The organism is Deinococcus alpinitundrae (assembly GCF_009982895.1).
GTDB lineage: Bacteria > Deinococcota > Deinococci > Deinococcales > Deinococcaceae > Deinococcus > Deinococcus alpinitundrae.
In genome coordinates, this window is sequence record NZ_WXZL01000036.1 from 1 (window position 1) to 16,302 (window position 16,302).

Here is a 16,302-nt window from a genome sequence, read left to right on the forward strand (position 1 = left end):
TGCTGGACAACGCGCTCGCGGCGCGTTGTCCAGCAGCAGGTCTGCTCCACCACTCGGACCAGGGGGTCCAATAGGCGAGTCGGGTGTACGTGGACTGCCTGCGGTCCATGGGCGTCACCCAAGCATGTCTAGGAAGGGAAATCCGTACGACAACGCCTGCATGGAGAGCTTCTACAAAACCCTGAAGCACGAGGAGGTCGATCTCCAGGATTATCTCGACCTGGACGACGCCCAGCAGCAGATTGACCGTTTCATTGGAGAGCTTTACAATCGGCAACGTCTGCATTCCAGTCTCGGCTACGTGCCACCCGTCGAGTTCGCCGCCCGCTATCATTCAGCCTAGAAGTGACTTGCCTGCTGGTCCTGCGTTATGGGGGCATTCCAGATTAGACCTCCTGCGAAAGTCACGCTTGATAAGCCGTGGAATGGTTGGACAGAGCAGCGCTGAGAGTTGCGCGTAAGGAAAAGCGTCGTCTGCGATGACGGTATACGTCCTTGAGCACGCGAAAAATCTTCGCCGAATGACATGCTCGAACCGTAGGCGGGTCGAGGCGAGCACCCGGTTCTTCTGACGCTGTTCAGACGTCAGCGGGCTGCCCTTGATCTCCTTATGCGGCGTGATTGAGTGCCCGTGATCACGCCAGATCCCCTGATATCCGGCATCCCTGATCAGCGCAGTTTCCCGATGGATCCGCACCCCCGAGTCGCGAAACAGGGTCAGATCAAGCCGAGACCCAACGGTGGTGGCGACACCCATGATTATGGGTGTCGCCACGTTGATGACCACCTGTGTTTTCAGCGTGTGGCGCTTTTTCTTGCCGCTGTACCAAGCGCGCTGCTGTCTTGGGCAGAACGGCACCCGTATGGGGCCTGCCCGCTTTTTTTGGGTCGCTCACACGGCGTTTCGGCTGCATCGACCGCAATCATCTGGAAGACATTTTCTGCTTGCTTCAAGACCTTCTTCCCGGGCAGTCGGAACTGCGCACTGGCAATCAGGGCCGCTTCGACGCGTTCCACCGTGCGTTGCACGGTGGTTTCGTGAACGCCCCAGTCATCGCCCAGATGTGCAAACGTCCGGTATTCCCGCCGGAACGCCAGTGTCAGGAGGAACTGTTCAGCAGTCGTGAGCGCTGCGGGTCATCCTGTCTTCTTCTTGGCACCTTCCCCTTCGATCAGGACAGCTTCCATCAAAGCGAACGTTTCAGGAGAGATTTCGGTGCGTCGTTTGAAGCGCGTGCGGTTCATCTTCAGCGTGCCTTCCAGGCGCTCGTGACTCACTCACACAGTGTAGCGGCGCACTTTCGCAGGAAGTCTATTGAAAAATCGGCTGACTGCCGAGGGAGATTTCACGGTGGCCAATTGAGGGAGCGGTTGGCCTTGATCAGCGAGAAACAGGTTCATCACGACCTCGAGCGTTTCTCGGTGCTGTTTTCCTTGAAACGTCGATAAGATAGCCGAAAAGAGCTATCCAGCACACTGCTTTCCTAAATCTATCTATGGATTCTGCATTGGAAAACTGTGCTGGACAATGTGTTGCTGATATGACCGAAAACTGCAAGATCTCGGGTACTGAGGGCCTGACCAAATTTTCGACAGTCATTTACATTAGAGGTTTAGTGACCGCTTGATATGCGAACAGATGATAGTGTTATTTCACTGAGAACGCTTACCTAAAATTTTTGTCAGGTCCCTAGGGTCCGAGCGGAAGGAGTATTCTCACGACGCCGCATAACAATGCGCGGAATTCGGCGTAGTAGAAAGACGCAGATAGCCCCTAACAAAAAAAACCAGATCGTACTTTGTACCATACGAGGAATTGACCATGACTGCAAGATTCCTGAAAACAAAAATGGGTAAAACACGAGCCCGAAACTGCGCCCTTTCAAAAATAAGCCGTACGCAAATCCGGCAACCATGCCGACAATAAAATGCCAGATTACTGCCCAGCCGGGACCGATATCAGCTAACACATGGCCGGGCATTGTAGCCCAAATGTATTCAAGCTGAAGGCCAGATTGTTCAACAAATAAGAATTGGGCTCGCCAATTATCGTAATTATTTTTAGGAAGATCACGATGCTTTTCCTTCCCGGCTGCAATAAATTGTTTTCCGAAAATAGGCATGTCCCAAACACCCTGAATAGCGTAGTATGTACTGCCTTCATTTGGGTAGTGCAACTTGCCTTCATAGACGGCAGCCAAGCGATTAAATGACGCGGGACCATAACCTAACAGACTCCGCAAAGTAGAATTACCCGAGCTTGCCTGACCACGGGCGAATGTAAGCACACTCAAAAATACTAGTACTATTGTCAGAGCAAACATCACAGTTCGCCCTAGCCATGCGACAGAAATTTGAGAGAGGGCAAACCGACGCCTTAAGACAATCGCACTTATTGGTAACACCATATCAATAAGCGTGGTGCGTGTTAGCGTCAGTAGTACGTTCGCTAACAGTAGAACGGCAGGAACGCCCAACCATAACCAATTTCTCCACCTAACACGGGGCGGGAGTGACCAGATTCCCCAAATGATTATGGCAGAGGTAAATGTTGGAACCCAGCTCAAATTCGCTAGTCCCAATTTTTCTGAAATTAGATGGCGCGTGTCCTCAGTCGCTACTCCGAGGCTCGAGATAATAACAGACAATCCTATTTTTTGCTGCAGGTAACCTATAACATAGATGTTCAGGAGACAGGCCAAAATAAGCAAAATATTTGAGGAGAATTGGTCATGGAGGCGCGATGAACGTGTATAATGCGCCACCCTAACAAGTCGCCTTACCAGATACTGCGTAAACCATGCGCCCAGACAAAAGACAAGTACACACAAAGCGACGTACAGAGCAAGCGATAAATTAAGGTACATGAAATCATGCTCGCGTAAGACACCTTCATACCAATCTTTTGGAATAAGCAGGCTTAGGAGGCCGATGCCCATCACAGCAGTCATCACGGCGCTTGGTGAGAGGAGAGTAGAAATAGGAATTTTGCCAGCGAATAGTCGCACAGAGTCTCCTGAGGGGGAATAATGACTTAATTCTAACTTTAACATCTCCAGTCTCTCTCTAGGGGTCAGAAATCAGAGATAGTCAGGAAAAGTCGTCTCCAATAAAGTGTTTCCCACGATGAAAACAGCCCGGAGCCGACATCCACAAGATAACCTCTTCGCCCTGTTAGCACCCTGTTTTTCAATCGGTCCCCCCGATTGACCGTACTCACAGTGTTGATACTAGCCGTGGTCGGGGGCCGCACCACCTACCTGTACCGGGTTCTGGCAAGCTGTTGCTGGCAAAGTAGACCCGAGGAGTAGCGGTAGCAGGTGGCCTGAACTTCAGGCCACCTGCTGCACGACGACCGTCCAGCTTCGCAGTGCGGTTTTTAGAAAAGATCGTCGGTCGCTAGCAAAAATCGTCGAGTGGGTCAAGCCGTGAAGATTGGTGTCTTGGGCAGAACAGCGCTGATGACGACGCTTGCCCGCTGATTCTCGTGTGCAGGTCGAGAAATCCTTGGGTCCGTTTGACCTGCCGAAATCCCCGTTGACCCCGTTTCTGACGTCGTGTCGGCCGATGAGACTGTCTTATGCAGAACGGCACCCTTAGGGGGCCTACCCGCTGTTCAATCAGGTGGTTGCACCGGGTGGTGGAGATCACCAGCAGGTGATCGACATCCTCCAGGATCGGAAGTTCGCGGATGGCCACCCCGTCACTCGCCAGCTTATCCGTGCAGACTGTGTCTGGAACGTCATCTTCGCCCTACAGTCGCTGGAAGAAAGACCGTGCTGCGTCTGTGTCTGGGTGGCGCTGGAGCAGCACATCAAGCACGGCCCCGGGTTCGTCAACCGCGCTCCAAAGCCAGTGGGTCAACCCGCCCACGACCACGTGCATTTCATCGAGATGCCACCGGGAACCCCGGCGGGGTTCCCGGTGGCGTAAGTTCTGGGCAAACGCACTGCTGAAATTGATGCATCGGGTGCGGATCGACTTGCGAGAGACGTCAATACCACACTCGAACAACAGTTCCTTGACATCCCGGTCACTCAGGGCAGAGCGGTGGTGGAGCCAGACGGCATGACCGATCACCGAAAGCGGGAATCGGTACCCTGGAAGGTTCTGATCGGTCAGCACGGCTTTACCCTACGCCAACAACTTGCCAGGACCATCCCAGGACGGTGAAGCGCTGATCATCGCCAGCAACGCTGGATCCGTGACGAGGATTCAGACTGGCTATCGGAAACGCTTCCGGATTGAGTGTCTGTTTAGAGCATTGCAGACCAAAGGCGTCAATCTGGAAAGCACCCATATGACGCCGCCGCCTGTGCCTGCTGATCCTGACGTACATACGGTGCGTATTGGCGGGCATTCCTCCAGAATGCCTGCTGAAACAGCATGGGAAACGGGTATGGAGTGTCGTCATGCTTGGCCTACGAACCCTGGTCCGGTCGCTCAGCCGAGAGATTGATCAAGGTGACACAGAGGTGCTGGCTCTCATCAAGCTCTTGGAGCTGTCTCAAACCGCTTGAGCAAACTGTCGGGTACTGAGCCTGGAGCCGCTTTCTGAGGACTGAATATGCAGAGTTTCGTCCGCATCTCAGTGCATGAATTTGACAACGGGTGAATATGCCTATATATAAAAGAAATCAAGGCGACCTTTAGGTCGCCTTCTGCTTTGCTCATTATCGTCTTGGCGACTAAAGCAGGATCATCAGTTGCCCCACCGGTTCTACATGACGCGGCATCTGGCTGTTTGGCAGCGCCCTAACGATATCCAATAATGCGGCGGCTTTTTGGCAGACGCCCAGCCAGACCTTGACCGTTGCTAGACCCAAGACACCGCCTCGATCTTGCTGAACACTGGGTTCCGCTTCCTATGCTGTGAGGCCCAGTTGGCCGGGTTCAGGTCATCCCAACGCTTTCCTTCATCTGCTTGCCGACTCCAGCTCTGAGCGGCTAGGGTTGAGGGCAGAACACACAGGAGGACGCAATGCGGGTCGTGTTGATTGGAGGAACAGGGCATATCGGTACTTATCTGGTACCCAGATTGCTGGCCCTCGGCTGCGAGGTGGTGTCGGTCAGCCGGCAGCAACGAGAGCCTTATCAGGGGAGGGCGGGCTGGTCTGGTGTGGAGCAGGTCAACATCGACCGGGCCGCCGCCGAAGGGGCTGGCGAGTTCGGGCGCGAAATTTTGGGGCTCAAGCCCGACGCCGTAATCGACCTGATCTGCTTTACGCCTGAGAGTAACTGTCAGCTCATGGACGTGCTGCGCGGACACATCCAGCACTTCCTGCACTGCGGCACCATCTGGGTTCACGGACACAGCGTGGAAGTGCCCACCACCGAAACGGCGGCCCGGCGACCATTCGGCGAGTACGGCCTCGCCAAGGCACGCATCGAGAGTGATCTTCTCACCGCCGCACGCCAGCACGGATTTCCGGCCACGGTGCTGCATCCTGGACACATCGTCGGGGTCGGCTGGGTGCCGCTCAATCCAGCCGGGCACTTCAACCCAGAGGTGTTCTCAGCACTGATGCGGGGAGAAGCGCTGACGCTGCCGAACTTCGGCTTGGAGACGGTGCACCATGTTCACGCCGACGACGTGGCCCAGGGGTTCGAGCGGGCACTCACCCACTGGGGTGCGGCAGTGGGCGAGTCGTTTCATGTCGTCTCGCCTGCCGCCCTAACTCTGCGTGGTTACGCCGAGGAGGTGTCACGCTGGTTCGGCCACGAGGCGGCGCTGAACTTCGCTCCTTATACGTCGTGGCAGAAAACGGTCCCGGAAACCGATGCCCAGGCCACCTGGGAACATATCGCTCGCAGCCCCAATTGCAGCATTCATAAGGCCCGGCAGGTGCTGGGGTACGCACCGCGCTACTCGTCGCTGGAAGCGGTGCGCGAATCGCTGGACGGTCTCATCGCCAGTGGAACGGTCGGCTCGTAGAGGAGCCCCTTAGAAAAAAAGATTAAAAGTTGTGTTGCCTTGATCGGGTTGAGGTAGGCTGACCCGCCGTGACCGACGCCAAGCCTTACCGCCACCGTTTTCCGATGACCATCATTCAGCACGCTGTTTAGCTCTACCACCGCCTTCCCCACAATTACCGAGGCGTGCGGGAATTACTCCACCAGCTCGGTATTCAAGTGAGCCACGAGACCCCACGCGAGTGGTGTGTCAAGTTCGGATGCCGCTTCGCGGAAGGCCTGCGTCATCGGGAACCCTGACAGGGTTTCCGGTGATATCTGGACCGAGGTCTGTACGAGCGTCAATGGCGTTCGCCACGAGCTCCTCTTGGGCAGAGCGGACGCGCCTGGGCACGCCTCCCGCTGGAGAGCTGTGGATGAGCACTGTTTCGTGCTCATCCACAGCTCTCCAGCGTCATCAGAACACTGAAGCTGCGAAGATCTTCCTGACCAATCCTCTAGGTGAAAATGACGTCCCAGAGGTCATTCATACCGATCAGCTCTGCAGCTACGGAACGGCGATCTGGGAGATTCCGAGCTTGGTCAACGTCGACCATCAGCAGGTGATCAGGGCGGCCCGCTGCAATAATATCATCGAGCAGTGTCACCGTCCCATACGGCATTAAGAGAGATAGCAGCTTGGATTCAAGCGAAGGAAACGAGCGCAGGTGTTTCTGAGCCTGCTTGCCCGGATCGGGAACCTGCACCATCACACCCGCACCAGTGTTGCCGCCACGATCAGACGAATCAACCAGCAGCAAGCGTTCCAGACGTGGTCAGCCGTCGCGGCTGGGGTGACCTGAATCTCAGGCCACCCCAGCCCTCAGTCTGCCGCGACGCCAATTATTGATAACGGCGTAGCTTTGCATGGATCTCCGCGAAGCCGAACGTGTCCCAGCCGCGAAATTTCGGGACAAATCTGGGAGCAATAAAGCGTACCCGTACCGTTATCAAGTAAGGCAGCACAACCGTAAACAAGGATCAAGATTGAGTGCCGCCTGAGGTACTGGCAGGCATCAGCCCAGACCTGACCGGCAGACCAAGCTGAGGCAGCCGGTGTTCACGCTATTGACCGGGCACGGGCTATCATGAACATCCCACAACGACTCGTCGAGCGTATTCTGAACGCCTGCGGCAACGCTGCCCGAAATTCCCAAACCAGATGAAGGGGAACCATGCGTCATTGGAGTCTCGGAGTTGTCCTCGCTGCGCTGGCTTTCGCTCAACCCGCACATGCTCAGTCCAGTGCCGCACAACTGCCTCAGGCGCTGACCCGCACCCCGGACCGGCCCGTCCTGGAGCCGCGGGGCAAGGGCTGGGAGGGGCTGGCCGTGTTCAACCCTTCCGTGATCTGGGACGGCCAACAGTACGTCATGCTCTACCGCGCCCAGAATCAGCAAGGGGTGTCCAGCATCGGCCTGGCGACCTCCAAGGACAGCGTCACCTTTGAGCGAGAGGCCCAGCCGGTGTTCAGCCCCGAGGGAGCAGCCGAGGCGGGCGGTGTGGAAGACCCCCGGCTGATCAGACTGGGTGACACCTACCTGCTCACCTACACCGCCTACGACGGGCGCTCGGCGGCGCGGCTCCAAGCGGCCACCAGCCCTGATCTGCGCCACTGGACGCGCCTGGGGCCGATGCTGGCCCAGGTGGGCGGGAGCTGGAGTAAATCGGGCGCAGTTCTGGCGACACCCCTGAACGGCCTGTACTTCATGTACTACGGCGATAAGGTCATTCAGCTGGCCACCAGCCCCGATGCCCGCAAATGGACCGCCGAGGCCGCGCCCGTGCTGTCGCCGCGCCCCGGCACCTGGGACGAGGGCGGCGTCGAACCGGGGCCGCCGTCGATCCTGACCCCCAGAGGCATCTTGCTGATCTACAACGGGCGCGACAAAAATAACGTCTACGCGGTGGGCGCGGCCCTCCTCGACCCCGGCGACCCCGCGCATGTGCTGGCCCGTTCCGAGACGCCCATCCTGAAAGCCGAGCGCACCTACGAACTCGCCGGCACGGTGCCCAACGTGGTGTTCGTGGAGGGCATGGTCTGGAAGGGCGGCCAGCTTGAGGTCTGGTACGGCGGCGGCGACCGGGTGATCGGGCGGGCCGTGGTGCAGTGGCCCTAAAGCCTCTGTGCGTTTCTACTTTTATCTGCTCTGGCAGGTCGTTCGCTCGCTTCGTCCAGCCATGAAAGTCTTACACCTTTTCCGGCAAATGCACCAGGCCAAGATCTTCACTGGATTTTGAACTTCCTTTCCATTGCTTGACACTTCAGAGGCGACAGGTTTAATGTGAATACGTAACCCAAAGTCAACGTTTTATCCTTCGTTTCGTGTTTCGGAAACGTTTCCGGCCCGTGGTCGGGCCCGGTCTGATTGCCAGTCAATCGTTCAGAGGAGGTCAATGTCCAGCAGCGCCGCGCTTCAACAGCATGCCCGTGCCAAGCCTCAGCGTGTCAGTATCCGCGACGTGGCCGAGCGGGCCGGGGTCAGCATCGCCACTGTGTCGCGGGCGCTCAACAGCGGTGTGGAGATCAACCCTGACACCCGCGCCCAGGTGGTGCAGGTGGCGCGTGACCTGGGATACGTTGCCAGCGCACGCGGGCGCGGCCTGGTCAGCGGGCGCACCGACAGCGTCGGCGTGATTATTGGCCGTGAGCACCTGCCGGTCTTTCTCAACCCCTTTTACGGCGAGGTGCTGGGCAGCATTGAGCTGGAGCTGGAAGCGCGGGGGCTGAATCTGGTGCTGACCAGCCTCAAGCGCGATCACCAACTGCTGGCCTTCGCCGCCGCGCAGCGGGTGGACGGCCTGCTGGTGATCGGCCACGATTTGCCAGTATCGACCCTGCGCGACATGCAGGGCCACCTGCCGGTGGTTCTGATTGACCGCCACGAGGAGGGGCTGAGCGCCGTAACCAGCGAACACCGCACGGCCTGTGCCCAGATCACCCGCCACCTGATTGCGCAGGGCTCTACCCGACTGGCTTTTCTGGCCGAGGACCTGGGAAATCCCAATTTTCAGCAGCGCTTTTTAGGCTTTCAAGACGCCCTGAAGGAAGCGGGCTTGCCGCTGCGCCCCGACTGGGTACAGGAAGCCTCGCCCAGACTCGGCGGGGGTTACACGGCGATAACGCGCGTGCTGGAGGCGGGCGACGGTGTGCCGGACGGCGTGGTGGGCGCGAACGACCCGGTGGCGCTGGAAGCCATTCGCGCCCTGCTGGACGCGGGACTCAAAGTGCCGGATAACGTGCAGGTGGTCGGGTTTGATGGCCTACCGAGCCGCCTGCACCTGATGGCGTTGACGAGCATGCAGATTGACCGCCAGGAGCTGGGCCGCCGCGCCGCCCGCTTGCTGCTGGAGACGCCGGACACGCCGCAGCACCTGGAACTTCAGCCCCACTTTGTCAAAGGAGACAGCAGCCGATGACCGAACTCAGCGCCGCGCCGCCCCTGCCGCTCGTGATGCGCCGCAAGCGCTCCAATCCGTGGGGTTACCTGTTCGCCCTGCCGTATGTGGCGCACTTTCTGGTCTTTACCGCCTATCCGCTGGGCTTCGCTCTTTATCTGACGGTTCATCGCTGGGACATCGTGGGCAACGATCAACCCTTTGTGGGCACCAGAAATTTCCAGAAACTCCTGCGCGATGACCTCTTTTTCACGGCGCTCAAGAACACACTGATTTTTCTGGCGGTGCATGTGCCGCTGCAAATCGTAGTCGCGCTGGCGCTGGCGGTGGTTCTGAATGGCCCAATCCGCTTCAGGACTTTTTTTCGCACCGCTTTTTTCCTGCCTTATGTGACCTCCGGGGCCGTTATCGCCATTATCTGGACGCAGCTCTACGCCGGGGACGGCCTGCTCAACGGCTTCCTCAAGGTGCTGCACCTGCCCCCGCAGGGATGGCTGACCAGCACCACGCTGGCGATGCCCTCTATTGCCATTATGGCGACCTGGAAGAACGTCGGCTACTATTTGATGATTTTCCTGGCAGGCTTGCAGAATATTCCCCCCAGCCTCTATGAGGAGGCCAATCTCAACGGGGCGACGGGCTGGCAACGATTCTGGTACATCACTCTGCCGCTGCTCAATCCGGCCATGCTGCTGGTGCTGGTGCTGTCCACGATTGGGGCCTTCAGCTTGTTTGTAGAGCCGTTCGTGATGACCGGCGGCGGCCCGGTGGATTCCACGCTCTCTGTGGTGCTGCTGCTCTACCGCAACGCTTTTCAGTTCCTGAACATGGGCTACGCCTCCACCATCGGCGTGGTACTGGCGCTGATCATCTTCCTGGTGACGTATCTGCAGCGCCGTGTGGTGGAGCAGGAGTTGACGTACTGATGGCCGCCATGACGCCGCGCAGCCGTCTCAACGCGCTCAGCGAACCGGCCCGCCAGGTCTTGTTTTACGGCCTCCTGCTCCTGGCGGCCTTTACGTTCATTCTACCGTTCATCTTTATGACCGGCACCGCCTTCAAGCCGCCCCGTGAGGTGTATCAGCTCAATCTGATTCCCCATCAGCCCACCACCGACAACTTCAAGGCCGTCTTCACTCAGATTCCAATTGGCCGCGCCGTGCTCAACAGCGTTCTGGCTTACGGTTCTATCACGGTGTCGGTCCTGTTGTTCAGCTCCATCGTGGGGTATGCGCTCTCACGGCTGGAGTTTCGGGGCCGCGAGTTTATTTTCAACGTCATTCTGCTCACCATGATGATTCCCGGCCAGCTCCTGCTGATTCCACTGTATCTCTTGATCGTCCGCTTTCACCTGACCGACAACCTGCTGGGCCTGATCTTACCGGGCATGATGAGCGCCTTCGGCATCTTCATGTTCCGGCAGACCTTCAAAACGGTGCCGCAGGATCTGATCGACGCCGCCCGGATTGACGGGGCCAGCGAATTCACCATTCTGACGCGGGTGCTCTGGCCGCTCTCGCTCCCGACCATCATCACGGTCGGCATCTTTACCTTCATGGGCGGCTGGAACGACTTTCTGTGGCCAGCCATCGTCATCCGCGAGCAGAGCCTGATGACCCTCACGCAACTCGTCACGGTTTACGCCATCGGTGGGCAGTCCGGCGGTCAATTCGGCGCGGTGATGGCCTCCAGCTTGCTGGGCGTCTTGCCGATGGTCCTCGTCTTTATCGTCTTTCAGCGGTACTACTTACAAGGCATCGTCTCGACCGGTATCAAGGGGTGAATCATGACAAGAACGGCAATTTTTGCAGTTTTTATCTCGCCTTCTCTGACAAAGGAGCCAACATGATCAGACGATCTCTGCTTTTACTGCTCGCCCTCAGCACGGCGGCCAGCGCCCAGCAGGCCCTCACGTTCTGGCCGTCGAGCAACCCGGAGGAAATTGACTTTGCCAAGGCCATCACCGCCGCCTGGAACAAAGCCAACCCCACGCAGCAGGTCAAGATGCAGCCGCTGCCCGCCAGCCGCAGCACTGAGGAAGTGTTGCTGGCCGCCATCGCCGCCAAGACAACGCCGGACGTGGCCGCCAACATCTACCCCGGCGCGATCTCGCAGTTCGTGGCGGCGGGCGGACTGTATCCGCACAACAAACTGGCCGATTTCAAGAGCTTCATGACGGCCCGCAGCGGCGCAGACGTGCTGGAGGCCTACACCAGCGCTGACGGCAACGTCTACCAGATTCCCTGGAAGTCCAACCCCACCATGTACGCCTACAACGTGACCCTGCTCGCCCAGGCGGGCGTCAAACCCGGCGACCTCGCCACCTACAGCGGCTTTCTGGACGCGGCCCGCAAGGTGAAAGCCAAGTGGGGCGGCAAGAAGTACCTCTACGCGCCGAACATTGACCCGACCTGGTGGCAGCGCTTTTTTGATTTCTACACCCTTTACATCGCCGCTTCGGGTGGGAAAACGCTGCTGGACAAGAACGGGAAGGTCACGTTCGACAATGAGGCCGGGCAGCAGGTCTTCACCTTCCTCGCCAGTCTGTTTAAGGAGGGCCTCGCGCCGACGAGCAGCACCGCCGCCAACCGTTTCTTTCAGGGCGAGGCCTTGATCGAACCCGCCGGACCCTTTACCGTGCCGTTTTATCAGCAGAACGCGCCCAAAGGCTTCAAGTTTGACTTCGTGCCGCCGCCGATGCCCGACGCCATGAAGGGCAAGCCGGTCTACACCTACGGCGACCCCAAGAATATCGCTGTGTTCACGACGGCCAAGGACCCGGCGGTGGCCTGGAAGTTCGTCAAATTCGTGTTGAGCAAAGAAAACGACGCCCTCTTCATGAAATCCACCGGGCAGATTCCCTACCGCTTAAATATCGGCAAAGACCCCACGTTCGCGCCGATCCTCAAGGCGCGGCCCTACCTCAAGAAGTTTCTGGCCCAGGGCGCTTATACCCGGGGCGTGGACGACAGCAAGAACCTGATTGAGATCTTCGACGCCATCTCACGGCAATACGACGCGGCGGTGGTGCATGGTCAGGGCGATCCGGTCAGCGCCATCAAGAAAGCCGCGCAGAATGCCAGGGACATCATTGACGGCTTCTGAACCGTTCCGAACAAGCGCAACCATCCAATTCACTGCGTCCCATCCTTCAAGGAGGAACACCATGTCCAAACGCAACCTGTCCACCCTCGCGGCCGCCACCCTCATCAGTGCCCTCTTAGGCAGTGCCAGCGCCGCTGAGAAAAGCGTGATGATCAGCGTACCCAAGAGCAGCGCCGCCGTGCCGGTCAGCTATACTTTGCTGCAACTGCGTGACGCCATCGGCGCGGACTTTCCCACCCAGTGGACCAGCCTCAAAGTGATGGTGGGCGGCACAGAAGCGCCCTACCAGATTGACGATATCGACGGCAACGGGCGTATCAGCGGCCCCGACGAACTGGCCTTCTGGGCCAATGGCGACGCCACCCTGACCGTCAGTGACACCGCACCCGCCACCGCTGTCAGCTACCCGGCCATGATGACGGCCACCACCAAAGACGACGCCACCACCGTGACCAGCCAGAGCAGCGATGTCAGCGCGGTGGTCAGCAAGCAGGGCCTGGTCAAGCTGCTGGACAAAAGCGGCACGGTGATCGCCGACGAGCTGGGCAACCTGCGGCTGGAAGGCTACAACCAGAGCACGTTCTACAAAGACAAGACCCTCGGCGCGTACCTGGAAGGCAAAACCACCGCCAGCGGCCTGAACCTGACGGGCCTCAAGGTGCTTGCGGCGGGTCCAGTGCGCACCACCGTCGTCGCCAGGTATATGAGTCCAGACTTTGTGGGCGTGGAGCAGACCCTGATTTCGCGCATTTACAGCGACAGCAGCGTGGACGTGAGCGACACCTTCCTGAGCCGGGGCTACGCCGACCTGATGAAGGTGGAGCACCAGGCCTCACGGCTGATGACCGAGGTGGACCCCGACGCCTACCACCTCGCGCCGCTGCCGCGCCTGGTGGCCTTCAGCGACGTGACCAAGCAGACGCCGCAGGAGTATTTCGCCTCGGCCGACCGCAGCGCCCTGAAGGTGGTCGGCGGCAAGCCGTACCTGGCCTTCAAGGTCAGCCAGAACATCAAGCCCGCCTTCTGGGGTGCGCCGTACCTGTTCGTGTCGCCCGAAGCCTGGCGCAGCAACTACAGCGAGAAGGCCGGGATGGGCGTCGCCGAAATCGCCCACATGACGCCCGACGCCCCCGCCGATTTCACGGCGCTGGTGGGCGGGAACCAGTGGCAATTTGAATCCGGCGAGCTGCGAACCGGCGTGTTTCGCTGGCTGCCTGACGAGTTCAAGGGCGGCGCGAACACGGCGGCGGTCCTGACTCAGCCCAACCCCTTCGCCGCCCATTATTACCCCGGCGACAGCGTCACCTGGCACTACCTGTATCAGCCGTACGCGGCGGGCAGCGTGGACGCGGCGGTAACCTACCTGAATGACCGTCAGCTGGCCCTGAGCGGGACTGAACTCAAGAAATGAGCAGCCCGAGATGACGACGCGCTTCGGGTGGGTCCTGGGGCTGGCCCTGCTGGGTAGCGTCCACGCCAGAGAAGTCAATCTGAGTTACCTGAACAGCTTGCTGACGCCCATCACCGTGGAGGGCAAGGCGTACACCGGCCTGGCCATCTACGCTGACCCCGACCCAAAAACGCCCGGTCAGTACCTGCTCAAGGACGCCCCCGGCGAGGGCTTCGTCGATCTGGACGACGTGGCCCGCGCGGTGGTGGTCTACGCCCGCGACGGCTCGCCGGAGAGCCTGAAGCACGCCCGCGACCTCCTGGAGATCGTGCTGCTGCTGCAGACCCCGGACGGCGAGTTCTACAACTTCATTACCCGCGAGGGGCGCGTCAACACCGACGGTCAGACCTCCTTCAAGTCGGCGGGTTTCTGGGCGGCGCGGGCGGTGTGGGGAATAGCCGAGGCGCTGCCCGCCTTCGAGAAGACCGACCCCGCCTTCGCCGCCAGGCTGCAGGCCAGCCTGGACAGAGCGGTGACGGCTTTTGCCAGAAACGTGGACGCCAAGTACAGCCAGTTCCGCGACGTGGACGGCGTCAAGGCCCCCACCTGGCTGCCCATGGACGGCAGCGACGTCGGCAGCATTCTGGTGGTGGGACTCAGCACTTACTTGAAAACGCACCCGCAGGACAAAGCCGCCGCGCAACTGGCAGGCCGGGTGGCCGAGGGGATCGCCGCCTTCGCTCCCGGAGACACTGCGACCTATCCGTTCGGCCTGCCGCTGCCCGACACCAAGAGCCGGGTCGGCTGGCATGCCTGGGGCGCGAGGCAAGTACAGGCGCTGGCACTGGCTGGAAAGGTCCTGAATCGCCCGGAATTCATCGAGGTGGCCCGCAAAGCCGCCCATCCGCTCATTCAGCTGCTGATCTCGGACGGGCCGATTGAAAAACTGACGCCCGCACCGACGCTCTACCCGCAGATCGCCTACGGCATGGAGGCCATCGCCAGCAGCTTTTTCGCGTTGAGTGACGCCACCGGGGAAGACGTCTGGAACGAGCTGGGCGGTCTGACGACGGCCTGGTTGTTCGGGCTCAACAATCAGCACCTGCCGCTCTACGACGCCGCGACGGGGCGCACCTACGACGGCCTGGAGCAGGGCTTCGTCAACGTCAGCGCTGGAGCTGAGAGCAACGTCACTGCGCTGCTGGCCTTGCAACAGGCCGAGGCGCGGCCCAGCGCGGCGCAGTACCTTCACGCGCAGGAAGTGGAGCGCCGCGCCGACATCCTGCTGGAAGCCGAGAACGGCCAGGATTTCGGCAGCCCGCCGACCGCCCGGAGCTTTGCCGATGCCAGCGGGCGCAAGCTGGCGGTGCTCTCCGGGGGCGGCAGCCTGACCTTGAAGGGACCGCAGGCGGGCACCTACTCGGCGCAACTCCTGGCGCTGGGCCGCCCGGCTGCCGCCACCTTGCGGCTGGACGCCAGCGGCCAGAACAAGACGGTGACGCTGGCCGCCTCGCCCGAGGGCCTGCGGGCCTACCCACTCGGCACCCTCAAGTTGCCCCCCGGTGCGCCGATTGCCCTCACCCAGACCGCAGGCGGCGACGCTCTGCCGGACGCCGTGTGGCTCTTTCCCGAATTGGAAGCCAAGCAGGTGGCGGCGGGCAAGACGCGTACGCTGCTGCTCAAGAGCTGGTCGGACCAAGCGCAGTCTGCGGGGAGCTTGCCCGCCGGGGCCAGTCTCAGGATCTACCGCATGACCGGCCAGCGGGCAGAGGGCGATCAGATTCCACCTTACGGCTTCGCGCTGGCGCAGTGGTCGGGTGAGGTCTACAGCGGGCCGGAAACCTCCACAGCGCAGCAAGTCAGCCTCAGCGCGGCGCAGACCATCGGCAAGAACGAACTGCTTGACCTCGCGCCGGTCTTCAACGGGGACGCTTTCAGCACCTCGTCCGACCCCCGGCGCGGCAATCTGGACAACCCTGGCGGCGCAGCGGGAGCGACCCTGCCCGCCGAACGTGCGCCCAAAGCGGGGCCGCTGACGGTCGCAGGCGTGCAGTTGCTGTTTCCCGATCCGCTGACCCGGCCCAACGTCTACACGCCCAGCCAGGCGCTGCGCTTCAACCTGCCGCCCGGCCCTGCCACAGCCCTGCACCTGTTGATCACCGCCGATCACGGCGCGGCACAGACCAGCCTGACCCTGCACTTCAGCGAGGGCGAACCCCTCAGCGCGGCGCTCAACGTCTCGGACTGGTGCCAGTCGCCGCAGTTTGGCGAGACGGTGGTCGCCGCCTTCAATGCCCGGCGCATCAGCAATGGCACGCTGGAAAGCCTGAACTGCAACCTCTACGCCGTGACGCTGGCCGTGCCCGCAGGCCGCACGCTGACGGCGGTGACGTGGCCCAGCCGCCCGACGCTGCACTTATTTGGTTTGACGATTGAGCGGCCCTGAGTGTCCGACT

Annotated in this window: 11 protein-coding genes and 3 pseudogenes; 10 read left to right on the forward strand and 4 right to left on the reverse strand. The window is 60.1% G+C overall.

Annotated features, from left to right (window positions below; all coding sequences use genetic code 11):
• A pseudogene (locus tag GUI70_RS24585) lies at positions 1-343 on the forward strand (transposase); the annotation flags it as partial.
• Here the strand turns inward: GUI70_RS24585 and GUI70_RS24590 are convergent.
• From GUI70_RS24590 to GUI70_RS20135, 4 genes and pseudogenes are all read right to left on the reverse strand, one after another.
• A complete protein-coding gene (locus tag GUI70_RS24590; protein WP_237725068.1) occupies positions 335-859 on the reverse strand; it encodes a transposase family protein in 525 nt (174 codons plus the stop codon). The pseudogene GUI70_RS24585 and the gene GUI70_RS24590 sit on opposite strands and share 9 nt — an antisense overlap.
• Complete coding sequence (locus GUI70_RS24595; protein WP_306468320.1) at positions 796-1,104, reverse strand: transposase family protein; 309 nt, start codon at positions 1,102-1,104, stop codon at positions 796-798. Before GUI70_RS24595 ends, GUI70_RS24590 begins: the two co-directional genes overlap by 64 nt.
• A gap of 578 nt (positions 1,105-1,682) precedes the next feature.
• The gene (locus GUI70_RS20130; protein WP_161884094.1) at positions 1,683-3,053 is read right to left on the reverse strand and encodes an oligosaccharide repeat unit polymerase; all 1,371 of its coding nucleotides are present in this window, start codon (positions 3,051-3,053) and stop codon (positions 1,683-1,685) included.
• Positions 3,054-3,332: 279 nt separating this feature from the next.
• Positions 3,333-4,125 (reverse strand): annotated as a pseudogene (locus GUI70_RS20135) (IS6 family transposase).
• An 856-nt stretch (positions 4,126-4,981) separates the two neighbouring features.
• Between GUI70_RS20135 and GUI70_RS20140 the strand changes: the two are divergent.
• The 9 genes and pseudogenes from GUI70_RS20140 to GUI70_RS20180 all read left to right on the forward strand — a co-directional run bounded on the left by GUI70_RS20140 (position 4,982) and on the right by GUI70_RS20180 (position 16,292).
• Positions 4,982-5,935, forward strand: a complete 954-nt coding sequence (locus GUI70_RS20140; protein ID WP_161884095.1) for an NAD-dependent epimerase/dehydratase family protein — start codon at positions 4,982-4,984, stop codon at positions 5,933-5,935.
• 68 nt (positions 5,936-6,003) lie between these two features.
• A pseudogene (locus tag GUI70_RS20145) lies at positions 6,004-6,755 on the forward strand (IS6 family transposase).
• Positions 6,756-7,127: 372 nt separating this feature from the next.
• Positions 7,128-8,072 carry a glycoside hydrolase family 130 protein gene (locus tag GUI70_RS20150; RefSeq protein WP_161884096.1) on the forward strand — a complete coding sequence of 315 codons (945 nt, stop codon included), beginning with the start codon at positions 7,128-7,130 and terminating at the stop codon, positions 8,070-8,072.
• 277 nt (positions 8,073-8,349) lie between these two features.
• Complete coding sequence (locus GUI70_RS20155; RefSeq protein ID WP_161884097.1) at positions 8,350-9,372, forward strand: LacI family DNA-binding transcriptional regulator; 1,023 nt, start codon at positions 8,350-8,352, stop codon at positions 9,370-9,372.
• Positions 9,369-10,277: a carbohydrate ABC transporter permease gene (locus GUI70_RS20160; RefSeq protein WP_202630535.1), complete on the forward strand. Its 909-nt coding sequence runs from the start codon at positions 9,369-9,371 to the stop codon at positions 10,275-10,277. Before GUI70_RS20155 ends, GUI70_RS20160 begins: the two co-directional genes overlap by 4 nt.
• Positions 10,277-11,134 (forward strand): carbohydrate ABC transporter permease, encoded by an 858-nt coding sequence (locus GUI70_RS20165; RefSeq protein WP_161884098.1) that lies wholly within the window; start codon positions 10,277-10,279, stop codon positions 11,132-11,134. Before GUI70_RS20160 ends, GUI70_RS20165 begins: the two co-directional genes overlap by 1 nt.
• Before the next feature lie 62 nt (positions 11,135-11,196).
• Positions 11,197-12,456: an ABC transporter substrate-binding protein gene (locus tag GUI70_RS20170; protein ID WP_161884099.1), complete on the forward strand. Its 1,260-nt coding sequence runs from the start codon at positions 11,197-11,199 to the stop codon at positions 12,454-12,456.
• A 61-nt stretch (positions 12,457-12,517) separates the two neighbouring features.
• Positions 12,518-13,867 carry a DUF4861 domain-containing protein gene (locus GUI70_RS20175; protein WP_161884100.1) on the forward strand — a complete coding sequence of 450 codons (1,350 nt, stop codon included), beginning with the start codon at positions 12,518-12,520 and terminating at the stop codon, positions 13,865-13,867.
• Between the two features lie 10 nt (positions 13,868-13,877).
• On the forward strand, positions 13,878-16,292 hold the full coding sequence (locus tag GUI70_RS20180; RefSeq protein WP_161884101.1) for a beta-sandwich domain-containing protein: 2,415 nt from the start codon (positions 13,878-13,880) through the stop codon (positions 16,290-16,292).
• The last annotated feature ends 10 nt before the right edge of the window (positions 16,293-16,302 follow it).

Excerpts from the sequence above, each read along its gene's own strand:
- GUI70_RS20150 (WP_161884096.1), top strand. The coding sequence starts at position 7,128 with ATGCGTCATTGGAGTCTCGGAGTTGTCCTCGCTGCGCTGGCTTTCGCT.
- GUI70_RS20160 (WP_202630535.1), top strand. The coding sequence starts at position 9,369 with ATGACCGAACTCAGCGCCGCGCCGCCCCTGCCGCTCGTGATGCGCCGC.
- GUI70_RS20130 (WP_161884094.1), bottom strand. The coding sequence starts at position 3,053 with ATGTTAAAGTTAGAATTAAGTCATTATTCCCCCTCAGGAGACTCTGTG.
- GUI70_RS20140 (WP_161884095.1), top strand. The coding sequence starts at position 4,982 with ATGCGGGTCGTGTTGATTGGAGGAACAGGGCATATCGGTACTTATCTG.
- GUI70_RS20165 (WP_161884098.1), top strand. The coding sequence starts at position 10,277 with ATGGCCGCCATGACGCCGCGCAGCCGTCTCAACGCGCTCAGCGAACCG.
- GUI70_RS20170 (WP_161884099.1), top strand. The coding sequence starts at position 11,197 with ATGATCAGACGATCTCTGCTTTTACTGCTCGCCCTCAGCACGGCGGCC.
- GUI70_RS20180 (WP_161884101.1), top strand. The coding sequence starts at position 13,878 with ATGACGACGCGCTTCGGGTGGGTCCTGGGGCTGGCCCTGCTGGGTAGC.
- GUI70_RS20175 (WP_161884100.1), top strand. The coding sequence starts at position 12,518 with ATGTCCAAACGCAACCTGTCCACCCTCGCGGCCGCCACCCTCATCAGT.
- GUI70_RS20155 (WP_161884097.1), top strand. The coding sequence starts at position 8,350 with ATGTCCAGCAGCGCCGCGCTTCAACAGCATGCCCGTGCCAAGCCTCAG.